The organism is Roseomonas chloroacetimidivorans, assembly GCF_049629625.1.
In the GTDB taxonomy this organism is placed as follows: Bacteria; Pseudomonadota; Alphaproteobacteria; order Acetobacterales; family Acetobacteraceae; genus Roseomonas; species Roseomonas chloroacetimidivorans.
Genome location: NZ_JBNBZS010000001.1, coordinates 178,972 through 200,584 on the forward strand (window position 1 = coordinate 178,972; position 21,613 = coordinate 200,584).

Below are 21,613 nucleotides of genomic sequence, written 5' to 3' on the forward strand. Positions count from 1 at the left end.
ACGACAGGGCAGTTCACCAGCGGCGGGACTGCCCGCAATCCAGGTGCACGAAGCCGTCGCGCCGGTAGAGCCCGACGCCGCCCAGCCCCAGCGAAGCCGCCAGCCGCGCCATTTCATAGGAGTTGCGGTCCGGCAGCCGCATGTCCCCCGCCATGCCTGACATGTGCAGCGATACGGTGGAGGCCCGGCTGGAACGCCGCACGATCGCCCCATTCGTCTCGGGCGAGCGATAGCCGCTGATCACCTCGAAGGGCTCCGTCGTCTCCATTCGCGCCGCCACCGCGTTCATCACATCGAAGAGGCGCGGATCCATCGGCGTCACTTCCTCCCGCGACAGGTCGCGGAACACCCAGTCGAGCTTCCGCAGCGCCTCCGTCACATAGCGCCCATCGGTGTAGTAGACGCCCGAGAAGGAATCGCTGGTGGCAAAGCGCATGACGTTCAGCCGCCGCGTGCCTCTTGCGATCTGCGCCTCCGCGCCACCCGTGCAGGCGAGCAACCCGATCCCCGCCCCAATCAGCGAACGCCGCCCCAGGCGCCGGTCGGCGCAGCACGGGCATTCCGGCTCATGCGGGCGGCCACCCTGCAGCACGCGGATCATCGGGCCACCCCCGCCGTGGCGACGCGCACCCCGCCGCGATCCATCTCCCGCGCATAAGCCGCGTCCAGGCCGTAGATATCCGGCCGCACCGTCACGCGCGATCCCTCGACCGTTACCGTGCTGTAGTGCAGCCGCACCGGCAGCGGCCGCCGCAGCGGAACCCACTGGGTCTGCTTGCTGTCATAGGTGCGCTGGATGCGCGCGGCATCCCAGCCCATCCCCTCGAAGACGATGTTCAGGAGATCGTCTGGCCGCTCCAGCCGAATACAGCCGGAGGACAAGGCACGGCCTGACCGGCTGAACAGCCGGCGGTCGGGCGTGTCGTGGAGATAGATGTCGTCGGAATTGGGCATGATGAACTTGATCCGTCCGAGCGCGTTGTCGTCGCCGGCGTCCTGTCGGATGAGATAGGGAAAACGGTCCGCCCGCACGGCGGACCAGTCCACGGTGGTCGGATCGACCTGCACGCGCTCGCCGGCCACCACGCTGTAAAGGCGGAAGCCCTTGGCGCTCATTCCCGCAGGGTCACTGCGGAAGCGGGGCAGCAGGTCCTCCCGCGCATTGCGCTCAGGCACGCCCCAGGTCGGGTTGAATTGCACGGTGGTCACGCGGTTCCGCATGGTGGGCGTGGCGCGGGTTGGCTTGCCCACGATCACGTTCATCTTCAGCAGCACCTTGTCCCCCTCCTGCACGCGCAGGATGTATTCGGGGATGTTCACCTCGATGCGCCGCTCGTCACCCGGCTTCAGGACGTTGCGCCGCATGTCCAGCGCCGCGCGGATCTGCGCCACGCGGGCCGAGGCCGGGCGGTTCAACAGGCCAAGGCTAACGGGCCCGACGCGCCCGTCCACCTCCAGCCCGTTCGCCGCCTGCCAGCGCCGCACAGCCGCTTCGAGCGGCGCGTCATAAGTCGCGCCGCCATCACGCGCCGTGGCCAGCACGGGATCCTCGGCCTTCAGCCGCGCCCGCAGGGCCGGGACGCGCGCGGCATCCACCATCCCCGGCTCCAGCGTTCCATCGCCGGGCGGAATGGAAGCCCAGCCGGCGGCGGCATGCCCCTGCGCCCTGGCCAGGTCGGCCCGGAGCAGCGCCGCGCCCTCCGGCAGGTTGGCCGCGCGGTCAATCAGCGTCGCCGGCTCCGGTGCGCCGACCAGTTCGCCCTGCCAGCGCGTGAAATCCGTGGATGCGTCGCGCAGGATATCGCCGCGCCCGGTCGGCTGCCGCAGCCGCCCGAGCACCAGATCACCAAGCGCGGCATTCGCCGCCTGGTAGACACCTGCGTGATAAGCGGCTGGCTCGCTCGAAGCCATGCTGTCCGGAGGAATGGCATAAGCTGCGGTGTCGAGCCCGTCCTGCCCAAGCTTGCGCAGCCGCGCCGCGAGCCGGAACACCGCGTCCCAGCTCTGTGGTCCCGGCCCGGTCGGCACAACAGGCGTGGGCGCCGCCTGAGTTCCTGGCTCCGGGCCCTGGGCATGCCCGATGACAGGAATCAGCCCCGCAAGGAGGCCGGTCAGCGCGTGGCGACGTAGCATGGGGCGGAGGCATAGCGTCCGCGATGCCACGCTGCCAAGGTGAATAAACCCCCGCCATGCCGGTTCCCGACTCCATTCGCCTCAGGCGGCCAAACCCGTTCCGCAGCCGAGTTGCCGCAGGTCAGTCGGTTTCCACACCACCCAGCGGCAGAGCACCGGAACCGGCTTGCCTCTGCCGGGAGAGGATGCGTAGTTGAGCCCATGCCGCAGACGACACCGGACATTGGCGGGGCCGACGACGTGAACACCGACCCCGCCTGGAGCGCCACTGCGCGCTTTCTCGAAGGTCGCGTGCTAGCGGGCATGTGCGTGGTCGCGCCGGAGGAGTTCGTCCCGGTGGTCGGCCCGCTCTCCTCCCCGGAACCCGGCACCCCGCCCGACTGGGCCGTGGTCAGCCTGCAGGATCCGGATACCCTGCCTCGTCCGCTGCTGCGCCTCCTCCTTGCTGAGACGACGCCGGTCTACGCCAATGACCGCTATGTCGTCTTTGCTCGCCGGCCGACCTTCGGCCTCGCCGATATGCGATCCTCCCCCTCGGTGCGGATGCTGGGCGAATATGCCACGAGCCCTGTCCAGCCCCCGGCGCCACGCCTGCCGGAGACCGGTCAGCCCGGCGGCGCTCAGCCGCCCGAGGCAGCCATGGCGCCCCTGACCGTGCCGCAGGCACCCAGCATCCCACGTGCGACGCTTCCCCCCGAAGCGGCCATGGCGCCCCTGACCGTGCCGCAGGCACCAAGCATCCCACGCGCGACCCTTTCCCCCGAAGCAGCCATGGCTCCTCTATCCGTGCCGCAGGCGCCAAGCATCCCACGTGCGACGCTTCCGCCGGAGGCGCTGGGCCTGTCGCTTCCACCGCGCGCCGCCCTGCCTACCAGCCTGCCGCCACGCCCGACGACCCCGCCTGCGGAGCCCGCGCCGCCAGCAGCCTTCGAGCCGCCCGCTGGCTCGCCGACCCCGGCCCCACCCCCCGGCACCGAGCCACGCCTGGCCAAGCATCCCACCGCTTGGGGCGGGCTGCCCGCCCGGGTGGCGTCCATGCTCGGCGAAGGCCGTGGGGAGCGCGTGGTAACCCTCGGGGGTGCGGGGCTGGCCGCCGCTGCCCTGGCTGCCTCGGCCCTTATCTCCGAGGGCTCCGAAGCCCTGCCCGAAGCGAGCTTCGACCGAGCGATCCTCCTGCCGCAGGGCCACGAAGCGGCCACCGACCTTGCCACCAAGCTCGCCCTGGCCGCGCGCCTCCTTCGTTCCGGTGGAACGGCGCTGGTCGTGGCGGAAAATGCCGCCTCGCTCGGCCGCCGCCTCGCCGCCGCGCTGGGCCGCCCACCCGCTCCCGGCGGCATCACCGAGGCCGCCATCCGCGGCGCGCTTCAAGCGGCGGGGCTGATGCCGTTGCGCCTCGAAGGCCATTCGCTGGACGCCTGGCGCGCGACGGCGGACGCCCCGCCCCCCGGCCTTTCCGATACCGACCCGGCCGCCGCCCTGCTGGACGAGGCTGGCGAAGCGGCGGGCCCGCGCCACGCCGCCTGGCTCCTGTTCCTCGCCCGCAAGCCCTGACCGCCATACCGGAGCAGAGCCAGGCTTTCCGTCCCGGCGCTCCGGTGTAGTCTCCCGGCAAGAGTGAAGGAGATGCCGGGCCCATGACCTGGTCCATCGTGGTCCATGATCCCGACAGCGGCGCCTTCGCGGTGGCCGTCACGACATGCAGCTTCGCCGTCGGCGCCTCCTGTCCCCATTTGCGGGCGGGAGTGGGCGCAGTGTCCACCCAGTCCTTCACCAACCGCTATCTCGGCCCGGCCGTGCTGGACGGCCTCGCGCGCGGCCTGACGCCCGCCGCCGCCATTGAGGGGGCTCTGGCTGGCGACGAGGGCCGCGAGCTCCGACAAATTCACGCGGTGGACCGCTTCGGCCGCAGCGCCGCCTTCACCGGCCGCCACTGCGTCGGCTGGGCGGGCGACCACCCCTCCTCCGGCTTCTCCGTCGCGGGCAACATGCTGGCAGGGGCGGCCGTCCTGCACGACACTGTCGCCGCCCTTGCCGCACATGCCGATCTCCCCCTGCCGGAGCGCCTGGCCAAGGCACTGGAAGCCGGCGATGCGGCTGGCGGCGACCGGCGCGGCCGGCAGTCCGCCGCCATGCGCCTGATCACCACGGAGGACTTCCCCGACCTGGACATCCGGGTGGATGATCACCCCGATCCGCTACAGGAACTGTCGCGCCTGCTCGCCATCTGGCGCCGCGACCGCGCGCCCTTCCTGGACCGCCAGCCTCGCAAGGCGAACCCGAGCGGCGTTACGGACATGGACGCCATCGAGGCGGCCTGGAAAGCCGCTGGCCTCGATCTGCGCTTCGGCGGCAGGTAGCACGCCCCGGTCTCAGGCTGCCTGCGCGTCCTGCCGCCCGATCTGGGCCCTGAATTCGGCGGCCGACATCGGCCGCCCAAACAGGTAGCCCTGCGCTTCCTCGCAGCCCTCGGCCCGCAGCAGGGTGAGTTGCTCCTCGTCCTCCACCCCTTCCGCATTCGTGGTCACATTCAGCGCACTGCCAAGCGCGATGACGGCCCGCAGCAGTGCGACCGCCTTCGCATCATCCGCCAAGTGCCGCACGAAGGATCGATCGACCTTGATCTTGTCGAAGCGGAAGCGCTGCAAGGTCGCAAGGGAGGAATAACCTGTCCCGAAATCATCCATGGCCAGCCGCACACCAAGGCTGCGCAGCCGGGACAGGATGCCGAGCGTGTCCGCCGTATTGGCCAGCATGGCCGCCTCAGTAATCTCCAGCTCCAGACATTCGGGCGGCAGGCCCGAGCGGGCCAGCGCCACTTCCACGGTCGCGACGAAGCTCGCCTGCCGCACCTGCAACGCCGAGACATTCACCGCCAGGCTCAGCCCGCCCCAGCCGCTGGCGATGCGGCAGGCCTCCTCCAGCACCCAGGCACCGATCTGGACGATCAGCCCGGTTTCCTCGGCCAATGGAATGAAGACATCGGGCCCGATCATGCCGCGCTGCGGATGGTGCCAGCGGATCAGCGCCTCCGCACCCAGAATGCGCCGCGTGGCGGTCGAAACCTGCGGCTGGAACAGGATGGTCAGCTCCTGCCGCGCCATGGCGTTGCGCAAATCCGCCGCCAGCGCGCGCCGCGTCCGCAGCCGCTCATCCATCTCCGGCTCGAAGATACGGAGGCAGGAGCCGCCATCCGCCTTCGCCTGATAAAGGGCGAGGTCGGCGTCCTGCATCAGCGCCTCGGGCCGCCCATCAAACCCGCCACGCCGCAGGATCGCCGCGCCGATCGACAGGCCGATGGAGCGGAGATCCGATGCGACCTCCACGGGCTCTTCCATCACGGCCAGAAGCCGGGCCGCAAGCGCGCCGAGCTGCTCCGGCTCCTCCAGCCCCGGCGCCACGAGCACGAACTCGTCCCCGCCGATCCGCGCTAGCGTATCCGTGGCGCGGAGGCAGCCCCGGAGCCGCTGCGCGACGACCCGCAGCACCTGGTCGCCCGCCGCATGGCCCAGCGTGTCGTTCACTTCCTTGAAGTGATCCAGGTCCATGGCAAGCACGACCAGTCCGGTGCCGTCCCGGCGCGCGGCGGCGAAGGCCAGCTCCAGCCGGTCCCCCAGCAGGGCGCGGTTGGGCAGGCCGGTCAGCCCGTCGAAATTCGCCAGCCAGCGCAGCCGCTCCGACAGCCGGCTACGCTCAGCCGAGGCATCGCGGAACAGCGTGCAGGCATCGGTCAGCTCGATCACCTCCCGCGGCGCACCGCGCGGCGCCGGCGGAATCGGCACGGCCGACTCTCCGTGCCCTAGCCGGCGCAGCGCCTCGGTCAGGGCGGCCAGCATGGCCCCGATCCGGTGCGCCACAAGGGCGACGCCGAGCATGGCCGTTGTCAGCGTGACGGCAATCGCCGCCGCGGCTGCCTCCGGCGAACTGCCCACCCAGGCGCTCGCCAGGCCGGCCAGCGCCGCGGTCAGGGATGGTGCCGCCGAAAGCAGGATCAGCCGCGATCGCAAAGCGCGCCGCGGGAACAACCTCCGTGCCATCCGCCCGAATCCTGCCTCTGGTTCAGAGGCAAGACTGGGGGGACGCCGTTTGACGGAGGGTTAAGGCGTCCTTCTCAGGACGCCCGACGCGCCGGCTCCGGCCCTGGCAGTTCCACGGCGATGGCAAGGGTCGACAGGTCGCCGCCCCGCTCCAGCGAGACATTCACGCGGTTCGCGTCTATGGCCACGTGCTTGGCCACCAGCTCCACGATCTCCTTCTGGAGCTTCGGCAGGAAATCCTCGCCCTTGCGGGAGATGCGCTCATGGGCGAGCACGATCTGCAGCCGCTCCTTGGCTGCGGACGCCGTTGGTGGCGCCTCCTCCTGCTTGCCTCGAAAGAAGCTCAGCCAGCTCATGCGGCCCTCCCGCCGAACAGGCGTGACAGGAAGCCCTTCTTCTCCGCATCCACGAAGCGCATGGGCCGCTGCTCGCCAAGGAACCGTGCCACGGCATCCTTATAGGCCTGCCCAGCCTGGGATTCCGCGTCCAGGATCACGGGATTGCCGGTGTTGGAGGCCTTCAGAACGCTCTCGCTCTCCGGGATCACGCCCAGCAGGGGAATCCGCAGGATGTCCTGGATATCCTCCAGCTTCAGCATCTCGCCCCGCTCCACGCGGGACGGATCGTAGCGGGTGACCAGAAGATGCTCCTTGACCGGGTCCCTCTTCTCCTCGGCCCGCTTCGACTTGGACTGGAGCACGCCCAGGATGCGGTCGCTGTCGCGGACGGAGGAAACCTCGGGATTGGTCACCACGACCGCCTGGTCCGCGAAGTAGAGCGCGAGCAGGGCGCCCTTCTCGATGCCGGCAGGGCTGTCACAGAGGATGTAGTCGAACTCCTTCGACAGCTCCTCGATGATGGTCTGCACGCCTTCCTTCGTGAGCGCGTCCTTGTCCCGGGTCTGGCTGGCCGGAAGGATCGAGAGCGTGTCGACCCGCTTGTCGCGGATCAGGGCCTGGTTCAGCCGCGCCTCGCCGCTGATCACGTTCACGATGTCGAACACCACCCGCCGCTCAACACCCATGATGAGGTCAAGATTCCGCAGGCCGACATCGAAGTCGATCACCACCGTCTTCTTGCCGGACTGTGCCAGCCCGGTTGCGAAGGCCGCGGAAGAGGTGGTCTTGCCCACGCCCCCCTTGCCCGAAGTCACCACAATCACCTGCGCCATGCGCGAACCTCCAACCCCCCAGGCCCGCCGCCCGCCCCTGTCCCGAGCGGCGAGATAAAACGTTACTTCCATCGCACGGCCGGTGCCGCCCCTGCAAAGGGGATTGCGGCGGCCCGGCACGCGCCGGAGCGGCCTCGCGCACCCAGCCGATGCCGGCCGGATGCGGTCCGCCTACCCCAGCTTGTCGAAGCGCATGCTCTCGCCGACCAGGCAGACCTGCACGGTCTTGCCCAGCGGCGCATCCCCCAGCCCGTCCCGCACGGCATAATAGCCGGCGATCGAGACCAGTTCCGGCTCGAAGTTCAGCGCGAAGACCCGGGCCGAGAGGTTGTCCGCCCCGCCCGCGATCGCCCGCCCCTTAAGCGTACCGTAAACATGAACATTCCCGTCCGCGATCACCTCGGCCCCCGGGTTCACCGTTCCACGCACGATCAGGTCGCAGCCCTGGGCCCAGATGCGCTGCCCGGCGCGGACCGACTGATCCACCACCATGGTCGGCTGCCAGCCCGAGGGCGGCGGCGGTAGCTCGGGCATGGGCTCCGGCGCAGGTGCCTGGGCCGGCGCCGCCAGCGGCTGCTCCGCTCCCGCGGCGCGTAGCGGCGGCAGGCCGGCGGCCTGGGCGGCCGCCTTCAGCTCCGGCCCCCCGCCAGTGGTCCCGATGGGCGAGATCTGCACCTGGCGGAGCTGAGCGGTCAGGTGGCCGAAATCCGGCGCTGCCGCAGGGTCCAGATCGTCCAGCCCCAGCACAATGGGCGCATTGCGCAGGAAACCGGGCGCGCGGCGGAACTGGTCAGCCAGGGCGGGCACAATCACCTCCACCCGGGGATCCAGCAGGCGCAGCACCAGGAGGTTGAAATTGGCCCCGCGCAGCCGGAACGGCTCCAGTCGGGCTTCGGACGCGGGAGATGACATCTGGTCGGGTGTGGTCCTTGGGGGGCTTGGGTCGTCCGCTCACATTACAGGGAAGCGTCCGGCAGGCGAAGCCTTGCGCAGCGCAACAAGCACGGGAACCTTCCGGTGCCTCTACTAGGCCACAGGAGCTGCCCCGTGAGCGAGAAAAAGCGCCCAGTCCGGGCCGATTACCGCCATTTTCTCGAGATCCCGACCCGCTGGGGCGACAACGACGCCTACGCCCATATCAACAATGTTGTGTACTATTCCTTTTTCGACACGGTCGTATCCCGTTTTCTGCTGGCCTCCGGGGCCATCGACCTCAAGACCTCCGCCGTGATCGGCGTGGTGGTGGAGACGGGCTGCCGGTATCTTGCCCCCATCTCCTTCCCGGACCTGGTCACGGCCGGGCTGCGGGTCACCCGGATCGGCAACACCTCGATCCGCTACGAAATCGGCATCTTCCGCAATGAAGAGGACCAGGCCAGCGCCGAGGGTCATTTCATCCATGTCTATGTCGACCGGGAGACCCAGACCCGGCCAACCCCCCTCCCCCAGGCCCTGCGCGATGCCGTAGCGCCGCTGCTCACAAGCGAGAACCGAGTGTGACACAGGTTCAGGACCGCCGGACCGAGCCGCGCCCGGCGGCCTGAGCTACTCGCTTTGCAGGTCGCATCAGGCCTGATAATGAGTTGCACCATACAACTGACGGGCACTAGCAGCATGTCGGATGCGGCAACTTGCTCCTTCGTGGACCCGGTCCGAGCGGCGTCCCGCCATCTCGTCCGCGAACTCGGCTTCATGGAGCAATCCCTCGCCGGAACCTCCATGCCGCCCTCCGCGGTGCACGCGCTGCTGGAGATCGGCGCGCGGGGAACCCTTACGGCAGGCGACCTCGCCGGCCTGCTCAGGCTCGAAAAGTCGAGCGTGAGCCGGATGCTGCGCAAGCTCATCGCGTCCGGCGAGGTCAAGGAGGAGCCGCTCGGCCGAACCAAGGCCCTGAGCCTGACCCCCAAGGGCCGGGCCACCACCGCCGGCATTCATCACTTCGCCCGCACGCAGGTGGCCCAGGCGCTACGCCGGATGGACCCCACGCAGCACCGGACGGTGCTGGATGGGCTTCGCCTCTATGCCGGGGCGCTCGGCGCAGCAACGAGCTCCAGCGACGCATGCCCCGTTCTCATCGAGCCGGGGTATCAGCCTGGCGCCATGGCCCGCTGCATTGAGATGCATGCCCTCTACTACGCACAAACCGCGGGCTTCGGCCGCGCCTTCGAGGCATCCCTTGCCGCGGGCATGTCCGATTTTGCGGGGCGGCTGGACAAGCCTTGCAACCAGTTCTGGCGGGCCAGTCAGGAGGGGCGCCTCATCGGTACCATCGCCATCGACGGCGAGGATTTGGGCCCCGGTATCGCCCATCTCCGCTGGTTCATCGTCGATGGCACCGCCCGCGGCGGCGGAACCGGCCGCCGGCTGCTCTCCGAAGCCCTGGCCTTCTGTGACCGGCACGGCTTCCCCGAAACTCATCTCTGGACCTTCCGGGGCCTTGATGCCGCCCGGCACCTTTATGAGACCCATGGCTTCACGATTGCCGAGGAACGGCCGGGCCGCCAATGGGGCGAAGAAGTACTGGAACAGCGCTTCGTGCGGCAGAAACCCTGAGCAAAAATCTCGACCGCCTCGACTCTGGGGCATGGCGGGCGGCACTGGCTGCGGAGCGCGGACTAGCTTCGCGGCGCCCCTAGGTTGAACCGCACGCCAGGACGCGCCAGCCCGCCACCAATCCCGACCGGCGTGCCATCCGCCCGCCAGCAGGCCGCACCGGTCAGCATCCCGTCCTGGCCCAGAGCCACCGCTCCCATCCCACCGCCGATGGTCGGCACCCGCTGCACGTCATGCCCGCGCGCGACGAGCGCCGCCTCCGTCTCCGCCCCGATCCCCGGTTCCAGCTCCAGCCGATGCCCCTGGGTCCAGACCCGCGGCGCCTCCACGGCCTCCTGCAGCGGCATTCCATGATCCAGCAGGTTGATGATGGCCTGCATGGCCGAGCCGAAGATCCGCAGTCCGCCCGGCAGCCCCAGCGCCACCACCGGCCGCCCGTCCTTCAGCACCATCATTGGCGCCATGGAGGTGAAGACCCGCTTGCCCGGCGCGACCGAGAGCGCCTTCCCGGGATGCGGATCGAAATTATACATGTAGTTGTTGGCGATCATCCCCGTGCCCGGCACGGTGAAGCGGGCGCCGAACAGCCCATTGATCGTCTGCGTGGTGGAAATGACGGTCCCACGGTCATCCGCCACCGTCACATGCGTCGTGTTCGCGGATTCAAGCAGCCCCGCGCCCGGCGCCCAGTCCCGCGCGCGCCCCATGTCGATCTCCGCCCGCCGCGCGGCCGCGTAGTCCTTCGAGGTCAGCCGCGCCACCGGCACCTCCACGAAGGCCGGATCGGCGGTCGCGACGGCGCGATCCGCGAAGGCCATCTTCAGCACCTCGGCCAGCAGATGCACCCCGTCCGCCGTGCCAAAGCCCAGCCCCCGCAGGTCATAGCCCTCCAGCACGTTCAGCATCTGCGCGATATGCACGCCGGAGGAGGAAGGCGGCGGCGGTCCGATGATCTCATGGCCGCGATAGAAGGCGCGGATCGGCTCGCGCTCGATCGGCGCCACGGCCCGCAGGTCCTCCCGCGTGATCAGCCCGCCAGCCTTCGCCATATGATCGGCCAGTGCATCGCCGAGTTGCCCATCATACAGCGCGTCCGGCCCGTCCTGCGCGATCAGCCGCAACGCGTCGCCATGGGAGCTGCGTGTGACCTTCTGCCCCGCGCGGATCGGCGTGCCCCCGGGCAGGAAGGCCGCTGCCAGCCCCGGATCACCGGCCAGATCCGCCGCGTTGTCCGCCACGCAATCCGCCAGATAGGGCGTGGCCCGCCAACCCAGGGTGGAGTAGCGGATGGCCGGCGCCAGCACATCCGCCAGCGGCAACGTGCCATAGGCCGCCAGCGTGTGGCACCAGGCCCTGAGCGCCCCCGGCACCGCCATGGCGAGCGGACCAACAAGATTGGCCCGCCCCTCCGTCTCCTGATAGTCCGGCAGCACGTCCGAGATGGTGCGGTACATGTCCGGCCGCGCGGCCGCCGGCGCCGTTGAAAGGCCGTCGACCACCACATGCCGCCCATCCGGCAGGCGCAGATGCGCCACGCCCCCGCCCAGCAAACCAACCATCATCGGCTCGACCACCGACAAGGTGAACAAGGCGGCAATGGCGGCATCCACGGCGTTGCCGCCCGCAAGCAGCATCTCCGCGCCCGCGCCGGAAGCCAGAGGATGATTCGTCACCACCATGCCTTTGCGGCCCGTAACGGGAAACTTCTCGGTCATGCTGCGCCCTTACACCGGCCTGCCATGGATGCCGCCAGCAACAGGATACCGGAGGCCGCATGCCACCCGGGGACACCGTTTCGAGAACCCGCTGGCCAGCTCAACACCCTTTTCCTCCCGTGCTCCGCGCGTGCCGCGCGCTACTCCCTGCCTTGCCGCCTCAGCGCCAGATCCAGCAGCAAGAGCAGCACGGTCATCCCCACCAGTAGCACGGCCACGGCCGCCATGGCGGGATCGAGATTCTCGTTGATGCCGTCCCAGATCTTCCGCGGCAAGGTGAAGACGCGGCGCGACGCGATGAACAGGATGATCACCAGCTCATCCCAGGAATGGATGAAGGCGAAGATGGCGCCGGACACAATCCCCGGCACGATCCGCGGCAGGATCACCCAGCGCAACGTCTGCGGAAGCGACGCACCCATGCCGCGCGCCGCGCTCTCCAGCCGCGAATCGAAGGCGGCGAGCGCGGTGGACACGGTGATGACCACATAGGGCATGCCCGTCACGGCATGGGCGATCACCACCCCCGTGAAACTGTCCAGAAGCCCGAGCCGCGCGAAATACCGGTACAGTCCGATCGCATAGGCGATGCTGGGAATGATGATCGGCAACAGCATCAGCGCCCGCACCAGATCCGTGCTGCGGCGCGAAAGCCGCCAGCAGCCGATCGCGCAAAGCGTGCCCAGCAGCACCGCCACCACGGTGGAGGCGACAGCGATGCCGGCCGATTGCAGGATGGCATCGGTCCAGGCCGGCGTCGCAAAGAGCCGCGCGTAATGCTGCCCGGACAATGCGTGGTAGGGCAATGAGAGGAAGCGCTGGTCCGTCAGGGAAACCGGCAGCACGATGGTGATCGGCAAGATCAGGTAGATCACCGTCGCCCAGACGATGGTCCCGTTCAGCCAACCCGGCCGGTGCCCGCCCATCCCCTAGCCCCCCGCGCCAAAGAGACGCCGCAGATTCACCAGCCGTGCGAAGACCGCCAGCGTCGCCAGGATCGCCACGACCAGCACCGTCGCCATCATCGCGCCCAGCCCCCAGCGGAGCAGGTCGAGGATCTGCAGCTTGATCCACTCCGCCGCCATCAGCGTCTTGCCGCCGCCGAGGATGGCCGGCGTGATGTAGAAGCCGAGCGAGAAGATGAAGACCAGCACCCCCGCCGCGATCACGCCGGGCATGGAAAGCGGCAGGAACACCCGCAGGAAGGCGCGCACCCGCCCTGCGCCCAGCCCCCGCGCCGCGGCCAGCACGCGCGGGTCGATCTCCTTCATCGCCGACAGCATCGGCAGCACCGCATAGGGCACCATGTAATGCACCATGCCCACGATGATGCCGAACTCGTTCCAGACGAGTTGCAGCGGCTGCCCGATCATCCCCGCCGCCAGAAGCCCCTCATTCACCAGCCCCTGGCGACGCAGCAACGTGACCCAGGCGAAAGCCCGCACCAGCACGCTGATCCAAAGCGGCACCAGCACCGCCAGCAGCCACCAGCGCTGCGCCTTCGGCCCGGACATGGCGATGCGGAAGGCCAGCGCATAACCGAGCAGCAGTGAGATCACGGTGGTGGTGATGCCGATTCGCAGCGTGGTGCCAATCACCCGCTGCACACTCTCGCTGCTCGCCAGCCGCTCGTAATTCTCGAGCCCCAGTCGCGGCTCCGTTACGCTGATCGCCAGCACCTGCAGGATCGGCGCCAGGTAGAAAACGGTCATCAGCAGGAAGGCCGGCAGGATCAGGGCCCACCAGCCCGCGGCGCTGCGGCCCTTCGGCGTCACGCCGGGTCGTCCATCACGGCCACCGCCGCATCCCGCGACCATCCCAGGCGCACAGGCAACCCCTCGGAAGGCGCGAGCGGAGCCCGCCAAGCCGGAAGATGCACGCGAAGCTCGCCAAGATCGGGCGTCGCCACCGTTACCGCATAGCCGGTGCCAAGATAGGACCAGGCGGAGATCCGCCCCTCCACGACGTTGTCCTCGGCGCCCCATTCCGGCAGGAGCGTGATCTTCTCCGGCCGCAGCGACAGCACCGCGCGCCCATGCGCCGACGTGCCCCGACCCAGCACCCGCGTGCCGCCGCGCCGCAGGGCGATGCCAACGGTATCCGCCTCTGCCTCCCCCTCAATGAAATTCGACTTGCCCAGGAAATCCGCCACGAAGCGCGTGGCCGGCCGCTCATACAGATCTTCCGGCGCCCCCACCTGAATCACGTGCCCGTGATTCAGGATGGCGATCCGGTCGGAAAGGCTCAGCGCCTCCTCCTGGTCATGCGTCACATTGATGAAGGTGCGCCCCACACGCCGGTGCAGCGCCTTCAGCTCCTCCTGCAACTCCGCCCGCAGCTTCTTGTCCAGCGCGGATAATGGCTCATCCAGCAGCAACAGCGCGGGATCGAAAACCAGCGCCCGCGCCAGCGCCACGCGCTGCTGCTGCCCACCGGAAAGCTGCGACGGCTTCCGGTCCGCGAAGCGCCCGAGCTGCACGAGATCCAGCGTCGCCCGCACCTTCGCGTCGCGCTCCGCCCGGCCCAGCTTCCGCACGCGCAGCGGGAAGGCCACGTTCTCCGCCACGGTCATGTGCGGAAACAGCGCATAACCCTGGAAGACCATGCCGAAATTGCGCTGCTCCGGCGGAAGGGCGGTAATGTCGCGCCCGTCCAGCAGAACGCGTCCCGCGCTCGGCTCCACGAAGCCCGCGATCATCATCAGGATCGTCGTCTTGCCCGAGCCCGAAGGGCCCAGCAGCGTCAGGAATTCGCCACTTGCCACATCCAGCGAAGCATCCTGCACCGCGACGAAATCGCCATAGCGCCTGGAGACGCCCCGCAGCGTCAGCGCATGCCCGGCTACTCCGCTCACGTCATGTAATCCGGCTGCTCGCGATCCAGCTTGCGGCGCAGCGCCTGCCACGGCAGCCAACCCTTCACCGGGCTATTGCCCATCTGGTCGCGCGCCCGCTGCACCACATCCTCCGGCGGAAGCGCCAGCGGCGCCCCGCTCGACTGCGCCGCGATCTGGATGCGGCAGGACTGCTCCAGATAATACATCCAGTAGAACGCCTCAGCCACTGTGCGCCCGGCAGTCAGCAGCCCATGATTGCGCAGGATCATGCAGGGCTTGTCGCCCATGTCCCGCACAAGCCGCTCCCTCTCCGAAAGATTGTCGTCCGCCGCGATGCCCTCATACTCATGCACCGCCACGCGGCCGTAGAACTCCGTGCTGATCTGGTTCAGCGGCAGCAGCCCGCCCTGCTGCGCGGCCACGGCCATGCCCGCCAGCGTATGCGTGTGCATCACGCAATGCGCATGCGGCACGCCCATATGCAGCGCCGAATGAATCACGAAGCCCGCCGGGTTGACCGGCCAGTTCGTCTCCTGGGCCGGCTCCCCTGCCGCATCCACCACCACCAGGGAGGAAGCCGTGATCTCCTCGAACAACAACCCGTAGGGGTTCACCAGGAAGCGGTGTCCCTCGCCGGGCAGCCGCACCGAAAGATGCGTATAGACCAGGTCGGTCATCCCGAAGAGCGCGATAAGGCGATAGGCCGCCGCCAGGTCGCGGCGCAGCTCCGCCTCGGTCGGAACATGATTAGGATCGGGCCGCACCGGCGGCGGAGGAAGCGGCACGTCAATATCCCCGCTCAGGATCATAGAGGTTGGGCAGCGCCCCACCTGCCTCGAAGGAGGCAATGGCATCCAGCACATAGCGCGCCCGCTTCCGCAAGCGCGCCACGCTCGCGACATGCGGCGTCACGATCACCTTCGGATGCTTCCAGAGCGGGCTCTCCGGCTCCAGCGGCTCGGGATCGAACACATCCAGCACCGCGCCCGAGAGATGCCCGGAGTCCAAGGCCGCGATCAGGTCCGGTACCACCACATGCGCGCCGCGCGCGGCGTTCACCACGCCCGCCCCGGCCGGCAGCTTCGCCAGCAGCGCAGCATCGATGATCCCCGCCGTCTCCGGCGTGGAGGGCAACAGACAGACCAGCACATTGCTGCGCGCCAGGAAGGCATCCAGTTCCGCCTCGCCGGCGAAGCTCTCCACCCCCTGCATCTCCTTGCGGGACCGCGACCAGCCGATCACGCTGTAACCCAGCCCGCGCAGCATCGGCACCGCGGCCGCGCCCAGCGAGCCCAGCCCCATGATGCCCACGGTCAGGTCCGCCGCCGTGTTCTCGCCTACCTTGTACTTCCAGACCTTGGCGGCCTGTTGCAGCGCGAACTCCCGGGCGTTCCGCAGCAGGCTCAGGCAGGCCCAGGCGATATACTCGCCCATGCGCTGCCCTACCTCCTCCCCGCCCATCCGCACCAGCGGCACATGGCGGGGCCAGTCCGGGTCGCGGGTGATGTGGTCCACCCCCGCGCCCAGCGAGAAGATCACCCTGAGATTCGGCAGGCTGGCCAGCCAGCCCGGATCCGGCTCCCAGACCACGACATATCTCGCCTCCTCAGGACGCGCATCCGGATCGTCGGCGGGTTTCGCGACCAGATCCGGCCGCATCTCCGTCAGAACGTCGCACCACTGCCGGCGCATCTTGGCGCCGCCCGCCTTCACCAAAAGCATGGATCAACCTGTGACGATATCGACCACCTCTTGGGTCAGCCTTGCGTAGTTGTCACCCCACCAATCCCCATTCAGCAGCACCTGCTGTTTCGCATTCTCCGGATCGGTGGGATTGAAGCGACGGAACTCGGCCGGCACCAGGGCCGCGGCGCGCGGATTGGTCGGCCCGTTGCCCAGCAGCTTCAGCAACTCCACCTGCGGCTCCGGATGGGCCATCATGCTCGCCAGCAGCCGCTGCGCATTCGCCCCGCCCGGATTGCCGCGCGGGATGACAAAAATACCGGCCTGCAGCAGGCCCTGGTTCCAGGTGAAGGTGATGCGGCCCTTGGTCTCGTCATGCAGCACCTTGGCGCGGGTGTGCCAGATCTGGCCCATGACCGCCTCGCCGGTTCGCAAGAACTGCTCGCTCTCTGCTCCGCCCGTCCAGAACACGGCGTTGCGCCGGATCTCCCGGATCTTCGCCAGGCAGGCACGGGTATCCAGCGGATAAAGATTTGCCGGATCCTTCCCCAGGGCCATCTGCGCCGCATCCAGCACCGCCATCGCATCGCGCCGCAGCAGCCGCGTGCCCGGAAATTTCTGAAAGTTCCAGAAATCCGCCCAGCTCTGCGGCCCGCCATTCGGGAACTTGCTGCTGTCGTAGACGAGCACGGAGGAGAAGGAATATGGCGCCGCCCCGTGTTCCAGCGTGCAGGCCTCGTTGATCGCGTCGCTCTTCTTGACGATCCCGTAGTCGATCTTTGCCAGCAGCCCTTCCCGGCCGAGAAGCCGGGCGGAAGAGGCGGAGCTGTCACAAAGGTCCCAGCTGACTGCTCCGCTCTCGACCATGCTCTTGATCCGCCCGGCCGAAGGGCCGGTGCTGTTCATGCCGACCTTGAAGCCCGCATTCGCCGCTTCGAAAGGCGCGCCATAGAAGCGGCTGAAGCCGTCATTCGCCAGGCCGCCCCAGTTGCAGATGACCAACTCCTTCGAGTCCGCGGCCGCCGCCGGCTGGCCAGCGAAAGCAGGCGCAAGGCCGAGCGCCCCCAGGGCGGCGAGCAGGCCTCGCCGGTCCGTGCCGCCGCGCCGCAACGCACGCTGTGCCAGTTCGACGCAATCCTCGTGGAAGCTCTGCAACATGAGTGCTCTTCCCCCAGCCCCGGTCGTCTGGCCCGCACCCTTGCCGAAGCGCCGGCGTAGGAGGACCCTGACCATCACGAGATGCTTCGAGCAAGATTGATACCAGCCGGGTTCCCGACGCAATGAGCCATCCCCTCTTCGCCCCGGGCTTCAGGAACACCCCCTGGTGGTGGGAAGCCGCGGAGCCCGCCGCCCGCCCCGCCGAGTTGCCGGACCGGGCCGCCATCGCCATCGTCGGCGGCGGCTATGCCGGCCTCTCCGCCGCCCTCACCCTTTCCCGCCTCGGCCACCGCCCTGTAGTGCTGGACGCCGAGCGGATCGGCTGGGGCGCCTCATCCCGCAATGGCGGCATGGTCTCGGGCGGCCTCAAGCTCGCGACCGGGGACCTCGCCAAGGCCCATGGCCCTGAACGCGCCACCGCCATCGCCCGCGACGCCGCCGCGTCCTTCCCCTTCATCGAGGATCTGATCGCGCGGGAGGGCATCGCCTGCGATTACACCCGCTGCGGCCGCTTCGCTGCTGCCTGGACCCCTGCCCATTACCGCGCCCAGGCCGAGAAGGTCGCCCTCATCGAAAAGGCCACGGGCCTCCCCGCCTCCATGCTCCCGCGTGAGCGCCAGCGTGAGGCCCTGGGCAGCGACCACTATCACGGCGGCATGCTCGCCGCCGCCACCGGCAGCCTGCATCCCGGCAAATATGCCCGCGGCCTGGCCGGCGCCGCCGCCTCCGCCGGTGCAACGCTGGTGGATACCACGCGCGTCGAGGCCATCGCGCATGAAGGTAGCGGCTTTGTCCTGAAGACATCCCGCGGCACGCTGCGCGCCGATGCCGTGCTGGTCACCACCAACGGCTATTCCATCGACGATCAGGGCCGCAGCGCCATGCCCTGGCTTGCCCGCCGCCTGATCCCTGTCGGCTCTTACATCATCGCCACCGAGCCGCTTCCGACAGAGACCATCGACCGCCTCTTCCCCGGCCGCCGAATGATCAGCGACACCAAGCGCGTGCTGAACTATTTCCGCCCATCACCGGACGGCACGCGCATCCTCTGGGGCGGCCGCGCCTCCTTCGGCCCCACCACGCCGGAAAAGGCCGCCCCCGTCCTGCACGGTTTCATGACCGCCGTCTTCCCGGAACTGGCGAAGCTCGGCATCACCCATGCATGGACGGGCAATGTCGCCTTCACCTTCGACTTCCTGCCGCATCTCGGCACCCAGGACGGCATCCACTATGCCGCGGGTTGCCAGGGCTCCGGCGTCGCCATGGCGAGCTGGCTCGGCCACCGCGCCGCCCTTCGCATCGCGGGCGCAGAAAACGAGCCTTTCGCCCTGGCCGACCTGCCCTTTCCCACTGCCCCCGCCTATGGAGGACGCCCCTGGTTCCTGCCCCTGGTCGGCGGCTGGTACAGGCTGCGCGACCGCATGGACCGCATGGCCGCCTGACAAAAGGGCCGGGGAAACGCCCCCGGCCCGGTCACCCTACCCGCCGTACCCCGCCTGCCGCGGGAGCCAGAGAACGATCTCCGGAAAGGCAATCATCAGCGCCGTCCCAGCAGCCAGCATCAGCATGTAGGGGATGATCGAGCGGTTCACCTCGCTCAGCGGCGCCCCCGTGATGGCTTTGATCACCACCAGGTTCATCGCCACTGGCGGGCTGATCAGCGCCATCTCCAGCGAAAGCGTCAGCAACACGCCGTACCACACCTTGTCGATGCCCAGCGCAGCCAGGCTCGGCATGATGGCGGGCATGGTCAGCAGGATGATGCTGAAGCTTTCCAGCACCAACCCCAGGATGAAGAGCAGCACCATCATCGCCACCAGGAAGCCGGTGCGCGACAGCCCCATCTCCGTCACCAGCGCAGCAAGCTCCTGCGGGATGCGCAGCTTGGTCAGCATGTATCCATACACGGCCGCGCCCGCGATGATCATCAGCAACATGGCGCTGGTCCGCGTCGCGTCCTGCACCCCGTCCCACAGATCGCGCCAGGTCAGCGTGCGATAGATCACCGCCGCGATCAGGATTGCATAGAGTGTGCCCGCCCCCGCCGCCTCCGTTGCGGTAAAGACGCCCATATAGATCCCGCCCAGCACGAAGATCGGCAGCGTCATCGACCAGCCCGCCTTCCGCAGCGAGGTCCCGATCCGCTCCGGCGGCGGATCATCGGCCGGCGCCACCGCCTTGCCTTCGGTCAGGAAGACATAGAGCGCGAAGGCCAAGGCCATCAGCAGCCCCGGCACGATGCCAGCCAGGAACAGCGCACCGACACTGGTCTCCGTCACAAAGGCATAGAGCACCATGGGTGCGGAGGGCGGGATCAGGATGCCCAGCGTGCCCCCTCCCGCCACCACGCCGAAGGCTCCCTTCCGGGACATGCCGTAGCGCAGCATCTGCGGAATCGCGATCTTGCCGACGGTCAGCGCCGTCGCCACGGAGGAGCCGGAAATCGCCGCGAAGACCGTGCAGGCCAGCACCGTCGCGATTCCGACCCCGCCGCGCACCTTCCGCAGCATCGCGAAGGCGGCGCCGTAGAGATCATCCACCACCCGCCCGCGCACCATCACATGCGCCATCATCATGAAAAGCGGGATGGCCACCAGCAGGTAGCCATTCAGGTTCCCGATAACGATCTCGCCGAGCGCCGGAATCCCGCCCTCGACGTAAAGCAGCACGCCCAGCGGCAGCAGGAACAGCGCCGCGAACATCGGCAGGCCGAGATAGAGCAGGCCGATCAGCGCGGCCATCAGGATCAGAAATGACATGGATACCTACTCGCCGCGCGCCAGAGTATCGCGCGGCAGCTCCTCATCGCCCGTGGGCAGGTAGTCGGGCATCCCGCCTGTCAGCAGCACCAGGCACTGCGCCAGGGAAACCAGCAGCAGCACGGCCGAACCGATCGGCAGCAGCGCCTGGATCCACCATTCCGGCACGCCCTCGATATCGGTCATCAGCCCGACCATCCGCGAGAACTCGACCGCCTCCCATCCCGCCCAAAGCAGGATCGCCGCCACCACCGCCACGGAGGCTGCGCCGACGAAATGCGCCACGCGCGTCAGCTTCGGCCCGAGGCGTGAGACGGCGATGTCCACGCCGATATGCTCGAAGCGACGCTGCGCCTCTGGCGCGGCCAACAGCACCAGGGCCACCACCAGCCAGCCCGCCACCTTGTCCACCCAGGGCTGCGGCGTGTGGAACAGATAGCGCGCCGCAACCGACATCCCGATCAGCACCAGGCAGATCACCGTGGAAAGCGAAGCGAGCCCGCAGGCGAAGCGGGAGATCAGGGAAACGGCGCGTTGCACGTCAGACCGCCCGCAGCAGGTCCAGCAGCCGCGGCCCGCTCTCGGGCGCCAGCTTCAGGAAGGCGTCCATGACCGGCTTCTGCATGGCATCGCGCCACTGCACGACCTGCTCCGGCGTCTGCTCATGGACGGTCATGCCCTTCTCCCGCAGCTCGCCCACGGCGGCATCGGCGGTCCGCACGGTCACGTCCACAGCCTCGGTCTCCGCCTTGGCCAGCGCCGCCTCGATCGCCTCCTGCTGCGCCGGCTGCAGCCGGTCCCACCAACGCGGATTGACATAGACCTGGGTGGAAACGCTGAAGAAGGGCGAGACCGTCCCGTATTTCTGCACCTCGTAGAAGCGGCGCGACACGGCGGCGGAAACATCCGTCAGCCCCGCATCCAGCACGCCCGACTGCAGCGCGCCCACCACCTCCGGCGCCGGCGTCGCGGCCGGGGCGGCGCCCACGGCGGTCAGCGCATTGTCGATCAGGCTGTTGATGCCGCGAATCTTCACGCCCCGGAAATCCTCGACGGAGACCAGCGGCTTGCGCTGAGAGGTGAAAATCGCCCGGTTCGTCGTGAACAGCCAGGCCACCGACCGCACCGCCCGCCGCCCTGTAACCTGATCCAGGAACTTCCGCGCCTCGGATTGCGGGAAACGCCGGTTCTTCTCCAGATCCCCGAAGAAGAAGGGGATAGTCTGCGCCGACATTTCGGGGATGGTGTTGCCCCAGGTGAAGTTGGTCGCGACCGCCGCTTCAAAGGCTCCACGCGCCACGCCCGGGAAGTTCTCCGCCACGCGCGCCAATTGCTCCGCCGGAAAGACCTGCACATCGACCGAACCATTGGTTCGTGCCTTCACATCCTGCGCGAAGCCGTTCAGCACCTGCGCGATGTGATGGGACGGCGGATACTGGTGCGACAGCCGCATCACCGTGGCCGACTGGGCCGCAGCCGTCCGGATCGCGGGAAGCGGCAGTGCAGCCGCCAGGGGCAGAGCAATAAAATTGCGTCGCGAGGCCATCGGGCGCCCTCCGAATTTCGTCAGC

The 21,613-nt window shown here is 68.6% G+C and carries 21 protein-coding genes; 5 read left to right on the plus strand and 16 right to left on the minus strand.

Annotation, left to right across the window (positions count from 1 at the left end):
* Nucleotides 1-13: 13 nt before the first annotated feature.
* Both ACO1BU_RS00840 and ACO1BU_RS00845 read right to left on the minus strand, forming a co-directional pair.
* Nucleotides 14-601 (minus strand): YcbK family protein, encoded by a 588-nt coding sequence (locus ACO1BU_RS00840; RefSeq protein WP_424133995.1) that lies wholly within the window; start codon nucleotides 599-601, stop codon nucleotides 14-16.
* The gene (locus ACO1BU_RS00845; RefSeq protein WP_424133996.1) at nucleotides 598-2,133 is read right to left on the minus strand and encodes a L,D-transpeptidase family protein; all 1,536 of its coding nucleotides are present in this window, start codon (nucleotides 2,131-2,133) and stop codon (nucleotides 598-600) included. Before ACO1BU_RS00845 ends, ACO1BU_RS00840 begins: the two co-directional genes overlap by 4 nt.
* A gap of 201 nt (nucleotides 2,134-2,334) precedes the next feature.
* On the opposite strand from ACO1BU_RS00845, the gene ACO1BU_RS00850 reads away from it, so the two are divergent.
* Nucleotides 2,335-3,684, plus strand: a complete 1,350-nt coding sequence (locus tag ACO1BU_RS00850) for a hypothetical protein (protein WP_424133997.1) — start codon at nucleotides 2,335-2,337, stop codon at nucleotides 3,682-3,684.
* 83 nt (nucleotides 3,685-3,767) lie between these two features.
* The gene (locus tag ACO1BU_RS00855; RefSeq protein WP_424133998.1) at nucleotides 3,768-4,490 is read left to right on the plus strand and encodes a DUF1028 domain-containing protein; all 723 of its coding nucleotides are present in this window, start codon (nucleotides 3,768-3,770) and stop codon (nucleotides 4,488-4,490) included.
* 12 nt (nucleotides 4,491-4,502) lie between these two features.
* Here ACO1BU_RS00855 and ACO1BU_RS00860 read toward each other — a convergent pair whose 3' ends face one another.
* The 4 genes from ACO1BU_RS00860 to minC form a co-directional block, all read right to left on the minus strand.
* Complete coding sequence (locus tag ACO1BU_RS00860; protein ID WP_424133999.1) at nucleotides 4,503-6,167, minus strand: putative bifunctional diguanylate cyclase/phosphodiesterase; 1,665 nt, start codon at nucleotides 6,165-6,167, stop codon at nucleotides 4,503-4,505.
* A 74-nt stretch (nucleotides 6,168-6,241) separates the two neighbouring features.
* On the minus strand, nucleotides 6,242-6,523 hold the full coding sequence (gene minE / locus ACO1BU_RS00865) for a cell division topological specificity factor MinE (RefSeq protein ID WP_424134000.1): 282 nt from the start codon (nucleotides 6,521-6,523) through the stop codon (nucleotides 6,242-6,244).
* A complete protein-coding gene (gene minD / locus ACO1BU_RS00870; RefSeq protein ID WP_424134001.1) occupies nucleotides 6,520-7,338 on the minus strand; it encodes a septum site-determining protein MinD in 819 nt (272 codons plus the stop codon). The genes minE and minD overlap by 4 nt, the downstream gene beginning before the upstream one ends.
* 171 nt (nucleotides 7,339-7,509) lie before the next feature.
* Entirely contained in the window at nucleotides 7,510-8,250 is a 741-nt protein-coding gene (gene minC / locus ACO1BU_RS00875) for a septum site-determining protein MinC (protein WP_424134002.1), read from the minus strand.
* Nucleotides 8,251-8,385: 135 nt separating this feature from the next.
* Here minC and ACO1BU_RS00880 point away from each other — a divergent pair, with 135 nt between their 5' ends.
* Nucleotides 8,386-8,838, plus strand: a complete 453-nt coding sequence (locus ACO1BU_RS00880; RefSeq protein ID WP_424134003.1) for an acyl-CoA thioesterase — start codon at nucleotides 8,386-8,388, stop codon at nucleotides 8,836-8,838.
* Between the two features lie 141 nt (nucleotides 8,839-8,979).
* Nucleotides 8,980-9,891: a bifunctional helix-turn-helix transcriptional regulator/GNAT family N-acetyltransferase gene (locus tag ACO1BU_RS00885; RefSeq protein WP_424134004.1), complete on the plus strand. Its 912-nt coding sequence runs from the start codon at nucleotides 8,980-8,982 to the stop codon at nucleotides 9,889-9,891.
* 62 nt (nucleotides 9,892-9,953) lie between these two features.
* Here the strand turns inward: ACO1BU_RS00885 and ggt are convergent, their stop codons facing one another.
* The 7 genes from ggt to ACO1BU_RS00920 form a co-directional block, all read right to left on the minus strand.
* Nucleotides 9,954-11,606, minus strand: coding sequence for a gamma-glutamyltransferase (gene ggt / locus ACO1BU_RS00890; RefSeq protein WP_424134005.1), 1,653 nt, complete (start codon nucleotides 11,604-11,606; stop codon nucleotides 9,954-9,956).
* A gap of 140 nt (nucleotides 11,607-11,746) precedes the next feature.
* Nucleotides 11,747-12,532 (minus strand): ABC transporter permease, encoded by a 786-nt coding sequence (locus ACO1BU_RS00895; protein WP_424134006.1) that lies wholly within the window; start codon nucleotides 12,530-12,532, stop codon nucleotides 11,747-11,749.
* Between the two features lie 3 nt (nucleotides 12,533-12,535).
* Nucleotides 12,536-13,381, minus strand: coding sequence for an ABC transporter permease (locus tag ACO1BU_RS00900; protein WP_424134007.1), 846 nt, complete (start codon nucleotides 13,379-13,381; stop codon nucleotides 12,536-12,538).
* Nucleotides 13,378-14,460, minus strand: coding sequence for an ABC transporter ATP-binding protein (locus ACO1BU_RS00905; RefSeq protein WP_424134008.1), 1,083 nt, complete (start codon nucleotides 14,458-14,460; stop codon nucleotides 13,378-13,380). The genes ACO1BU_RS00900 and ACO1BU_RS00905 overlap by 4 nt, the downstream gene beginning before the upstream one ends.
* Nucleotides 14,457-15,227, minus strand: coding sequence for a class II aldolase/adducin family protein (locus ACO1BU_RS00910; RefSeq protein WP_424134009.1), 771 nt, complete (start codon nucleotides 15,225-15,227; stop codon nucleotides 14,457-14,459). The genes ACO1BU_RS00905 and ACO1BU_RS00910 overlap by 4 nt, the downstream gene beginning before the upstream one ends.
* A 1-nt stretch (nucleotide 15,228) precedes the next feature.
* Entirely contained in the window at nucleotides 15,229-16,164 is a 936-nt protein-coding gene (locus ACO1BU_RS00915) for a 2-hydroxyacid dehydrogenase (protein WP_424134010.1), read from the minus strand.
* Nucleotides 16,165-16,167: 3 nt separating this feature from the next.
* Nucleotides 16,168-17,283, minus strand: coding sequence for an extracellular solute-binding protein (locus tag ACO1BU_RS00920; RefSeq protein WP_424134011.1), 1,116 nt, complete (start codon nucleotides 17,281-17,283; stop codon nucleotides 16,168-16,170).
* 122 nt (nucleotides 17,284-17,405) lie between these two features.
* On the opposite strand from ACO1BU_RS00920, the gene ACO1BU_RS00925 reads away from it, so the two are divergent.
* A complete protein-coding gene (locus ACO1BU_RS00925) occupies nucleotides 17,406-18,725 on the plus strand; it encodes an NAD(P)/FAD-dependent oxidoreductase (RefSeq protein WP_424134012.1) in 1,320 nt (439 codons plus the stop codon).
* A 36-nt stretch (nucleotides 18,726-18,761) separates the two neighbouring features.
* On the opposite strand, the gene ACO1BU_RS00930 is transcribed toward ACO1BU_RS00925, so the two are convergent.
* Genes ACO1BU_RS00930 through dctP form a run of 3 tightly spaced genes read right to left on the minus strand, consistent with a single transcriptional unit; the run spans nucleotide 18,762 to nucleotide 21,588 of the window.
* Nucleotides 18,762-20,042 carry a TRAP transporter large permease gene (locus ACO1BU_RS00930; RefSeq protein WP_424134013.1) on the minus strand — a complete coding sequence of 427 codons (1,281 nt, stop codon included), beginning with the start codon at nucleotides 20,040-20,042 and terminating at the stop codon, nucleotides 18,762-18,764.
* A gap of 6 nt (nucleotides 20,043-20,048) precedes the next feature.
* Nucleotides 20,049-20,582 carry a TRAP transporter small permease gene (locus ACO1BU_RS00935; RefSeq protein ID WP_424134014.1) on the minus strand — a complete coding sequence of 178 codons (534 nt, stop codon included), beginning with the start codon at nucleotides 20,580-20,582 and terminating at the stop codon, nucleotides 20,049-20,051.
* 1 nt (nucleotide 20,583) lies between these two features.
* Nucleotides 20,584-21,588 (minus strand): TRAP transporter substrate-binding protein DctP, encoded by a 1,005-nt coding sequence (gene dctP / locus ACO1BU_RS00940; RefSeq protein WP_424134015.1) that lies wholly within the window; start codon nucleotides 21,586-21,588, stop codon nucleotides 20,584-20,586.
* Nucleotides 21,589-21,613: the final 25 nt, after the last annotated feature.

Excerpts from the sequence above, each read along its gene's own strand:
- ACO1BU_RS00840 (WP_424133995.1), bottom strand. The coding sequence starts at position 601 with ATGATCCGCGTGCTGCAGGGTGGCCGCCCGCATGAGCCGGAATGCCCG.
- ACO1BU_RS00845 (WP_424133996.1), bottom strand. The coding sequence starts at position 2,133 with ATGCTACGTCGCCACGCGCTGACCGGCCTCCTTGCGGGGCTGATTCCT.
- ACO1BU_RS00850 (WP_424133997.1), top strand. The coding sequence starts at position 2,335 with ATGCCGCAGACGACACCGGACATTGGCGGGGCCGACGACGTGAACACC.
- ACO1BU_RS00855 (WP_424133998.1), top strand. The coding sequence starts at position 3,768 with ATGACCTGGTCCATCGTGGTCCATGATCCCGACAGCGGCGCCTTCGCG.
- ACO1BU_RS00860 (WP_424133999.1), bottom strand. The coding sequence starts at position 6,167 with ATGGCACGGAGGTTGTTCCCGCGGCGCGCTTTGCGATCGCGGCTGATC.
- minE (WP_424134000.1), bottom strand. The coding sequence starts at position 6,523 with ATGAGCTGGCTGAGCTTCTTTCGAGGCAAGCAGGAGGAGGCGCCACCA.
- minD (WP_424134001.1), bottom strand. The coding sequence starts at position 7,338 with ATGGCGCAGGTGATTGTGGTGACTTCGGGCAAGGGGGGCGTGGGCAAG.
- minC (WP_424134002.1), bottom strand. The coding sequence starts at position 8,250 with ATGTCATCTCCCGCGTCCGAAGCCCGACTGGAGCCGTTCCGGCTGCGC.
- ggt (WP_424134005.1), bottom strand. The coding sequence starts at position 11,606 with ATGACCGAGAAGTTTCCCGTTACGGGCCGCAAAGGCATGGTGGTGACG.
- ACO1BU_RS00895 (WP_424134006.1), bottom strand. The coding sequence starts at position 12,532 with ATGGGCGGGCACCGGCCGGGTTGGCTGAACGGGACCATCGTCTGGGCG.
- ACO1BU_RS00915 (WP_424134010.1), bottom strand. The coding sequence starts at position 16,164 with ATGCTTTTGGTGAAGGCGGGCGGCGCCAAGATGCGCCGGCAGTGGTGC.
- ACO1BU_RS00920 (WP_424134011.1), bottom strand. The coding sequence starts at position 17,283 with ATGTTGCAGAGCTTCCACGAGGATTGCGTCGAACTGGCACAGCGTGCG.
- ACO1BU_RS00925 (WP_424134012.1), top strand. The coding sequence starts at position 17,406 with ATGAGCCATCCCCTCTTCGCCCCGGGCTTCAGGAACACCCCCTGGTGG.
- ACO1BU_RS00930 (WP_424134013.1), bottom strand. The coding sequence starts at position 20,042 with ATGTCATTTCTGATCCTGATGGCCGCGCTGATCGGCCTGCTCTATCTC.
- dctP (WP_424134015.1), bottom strand. The coding sequence starts at position 21,588 with ATGGCCTCGCGACGCAATTTTATTGCTCTGCCCCTGGCGGCTGCACTG.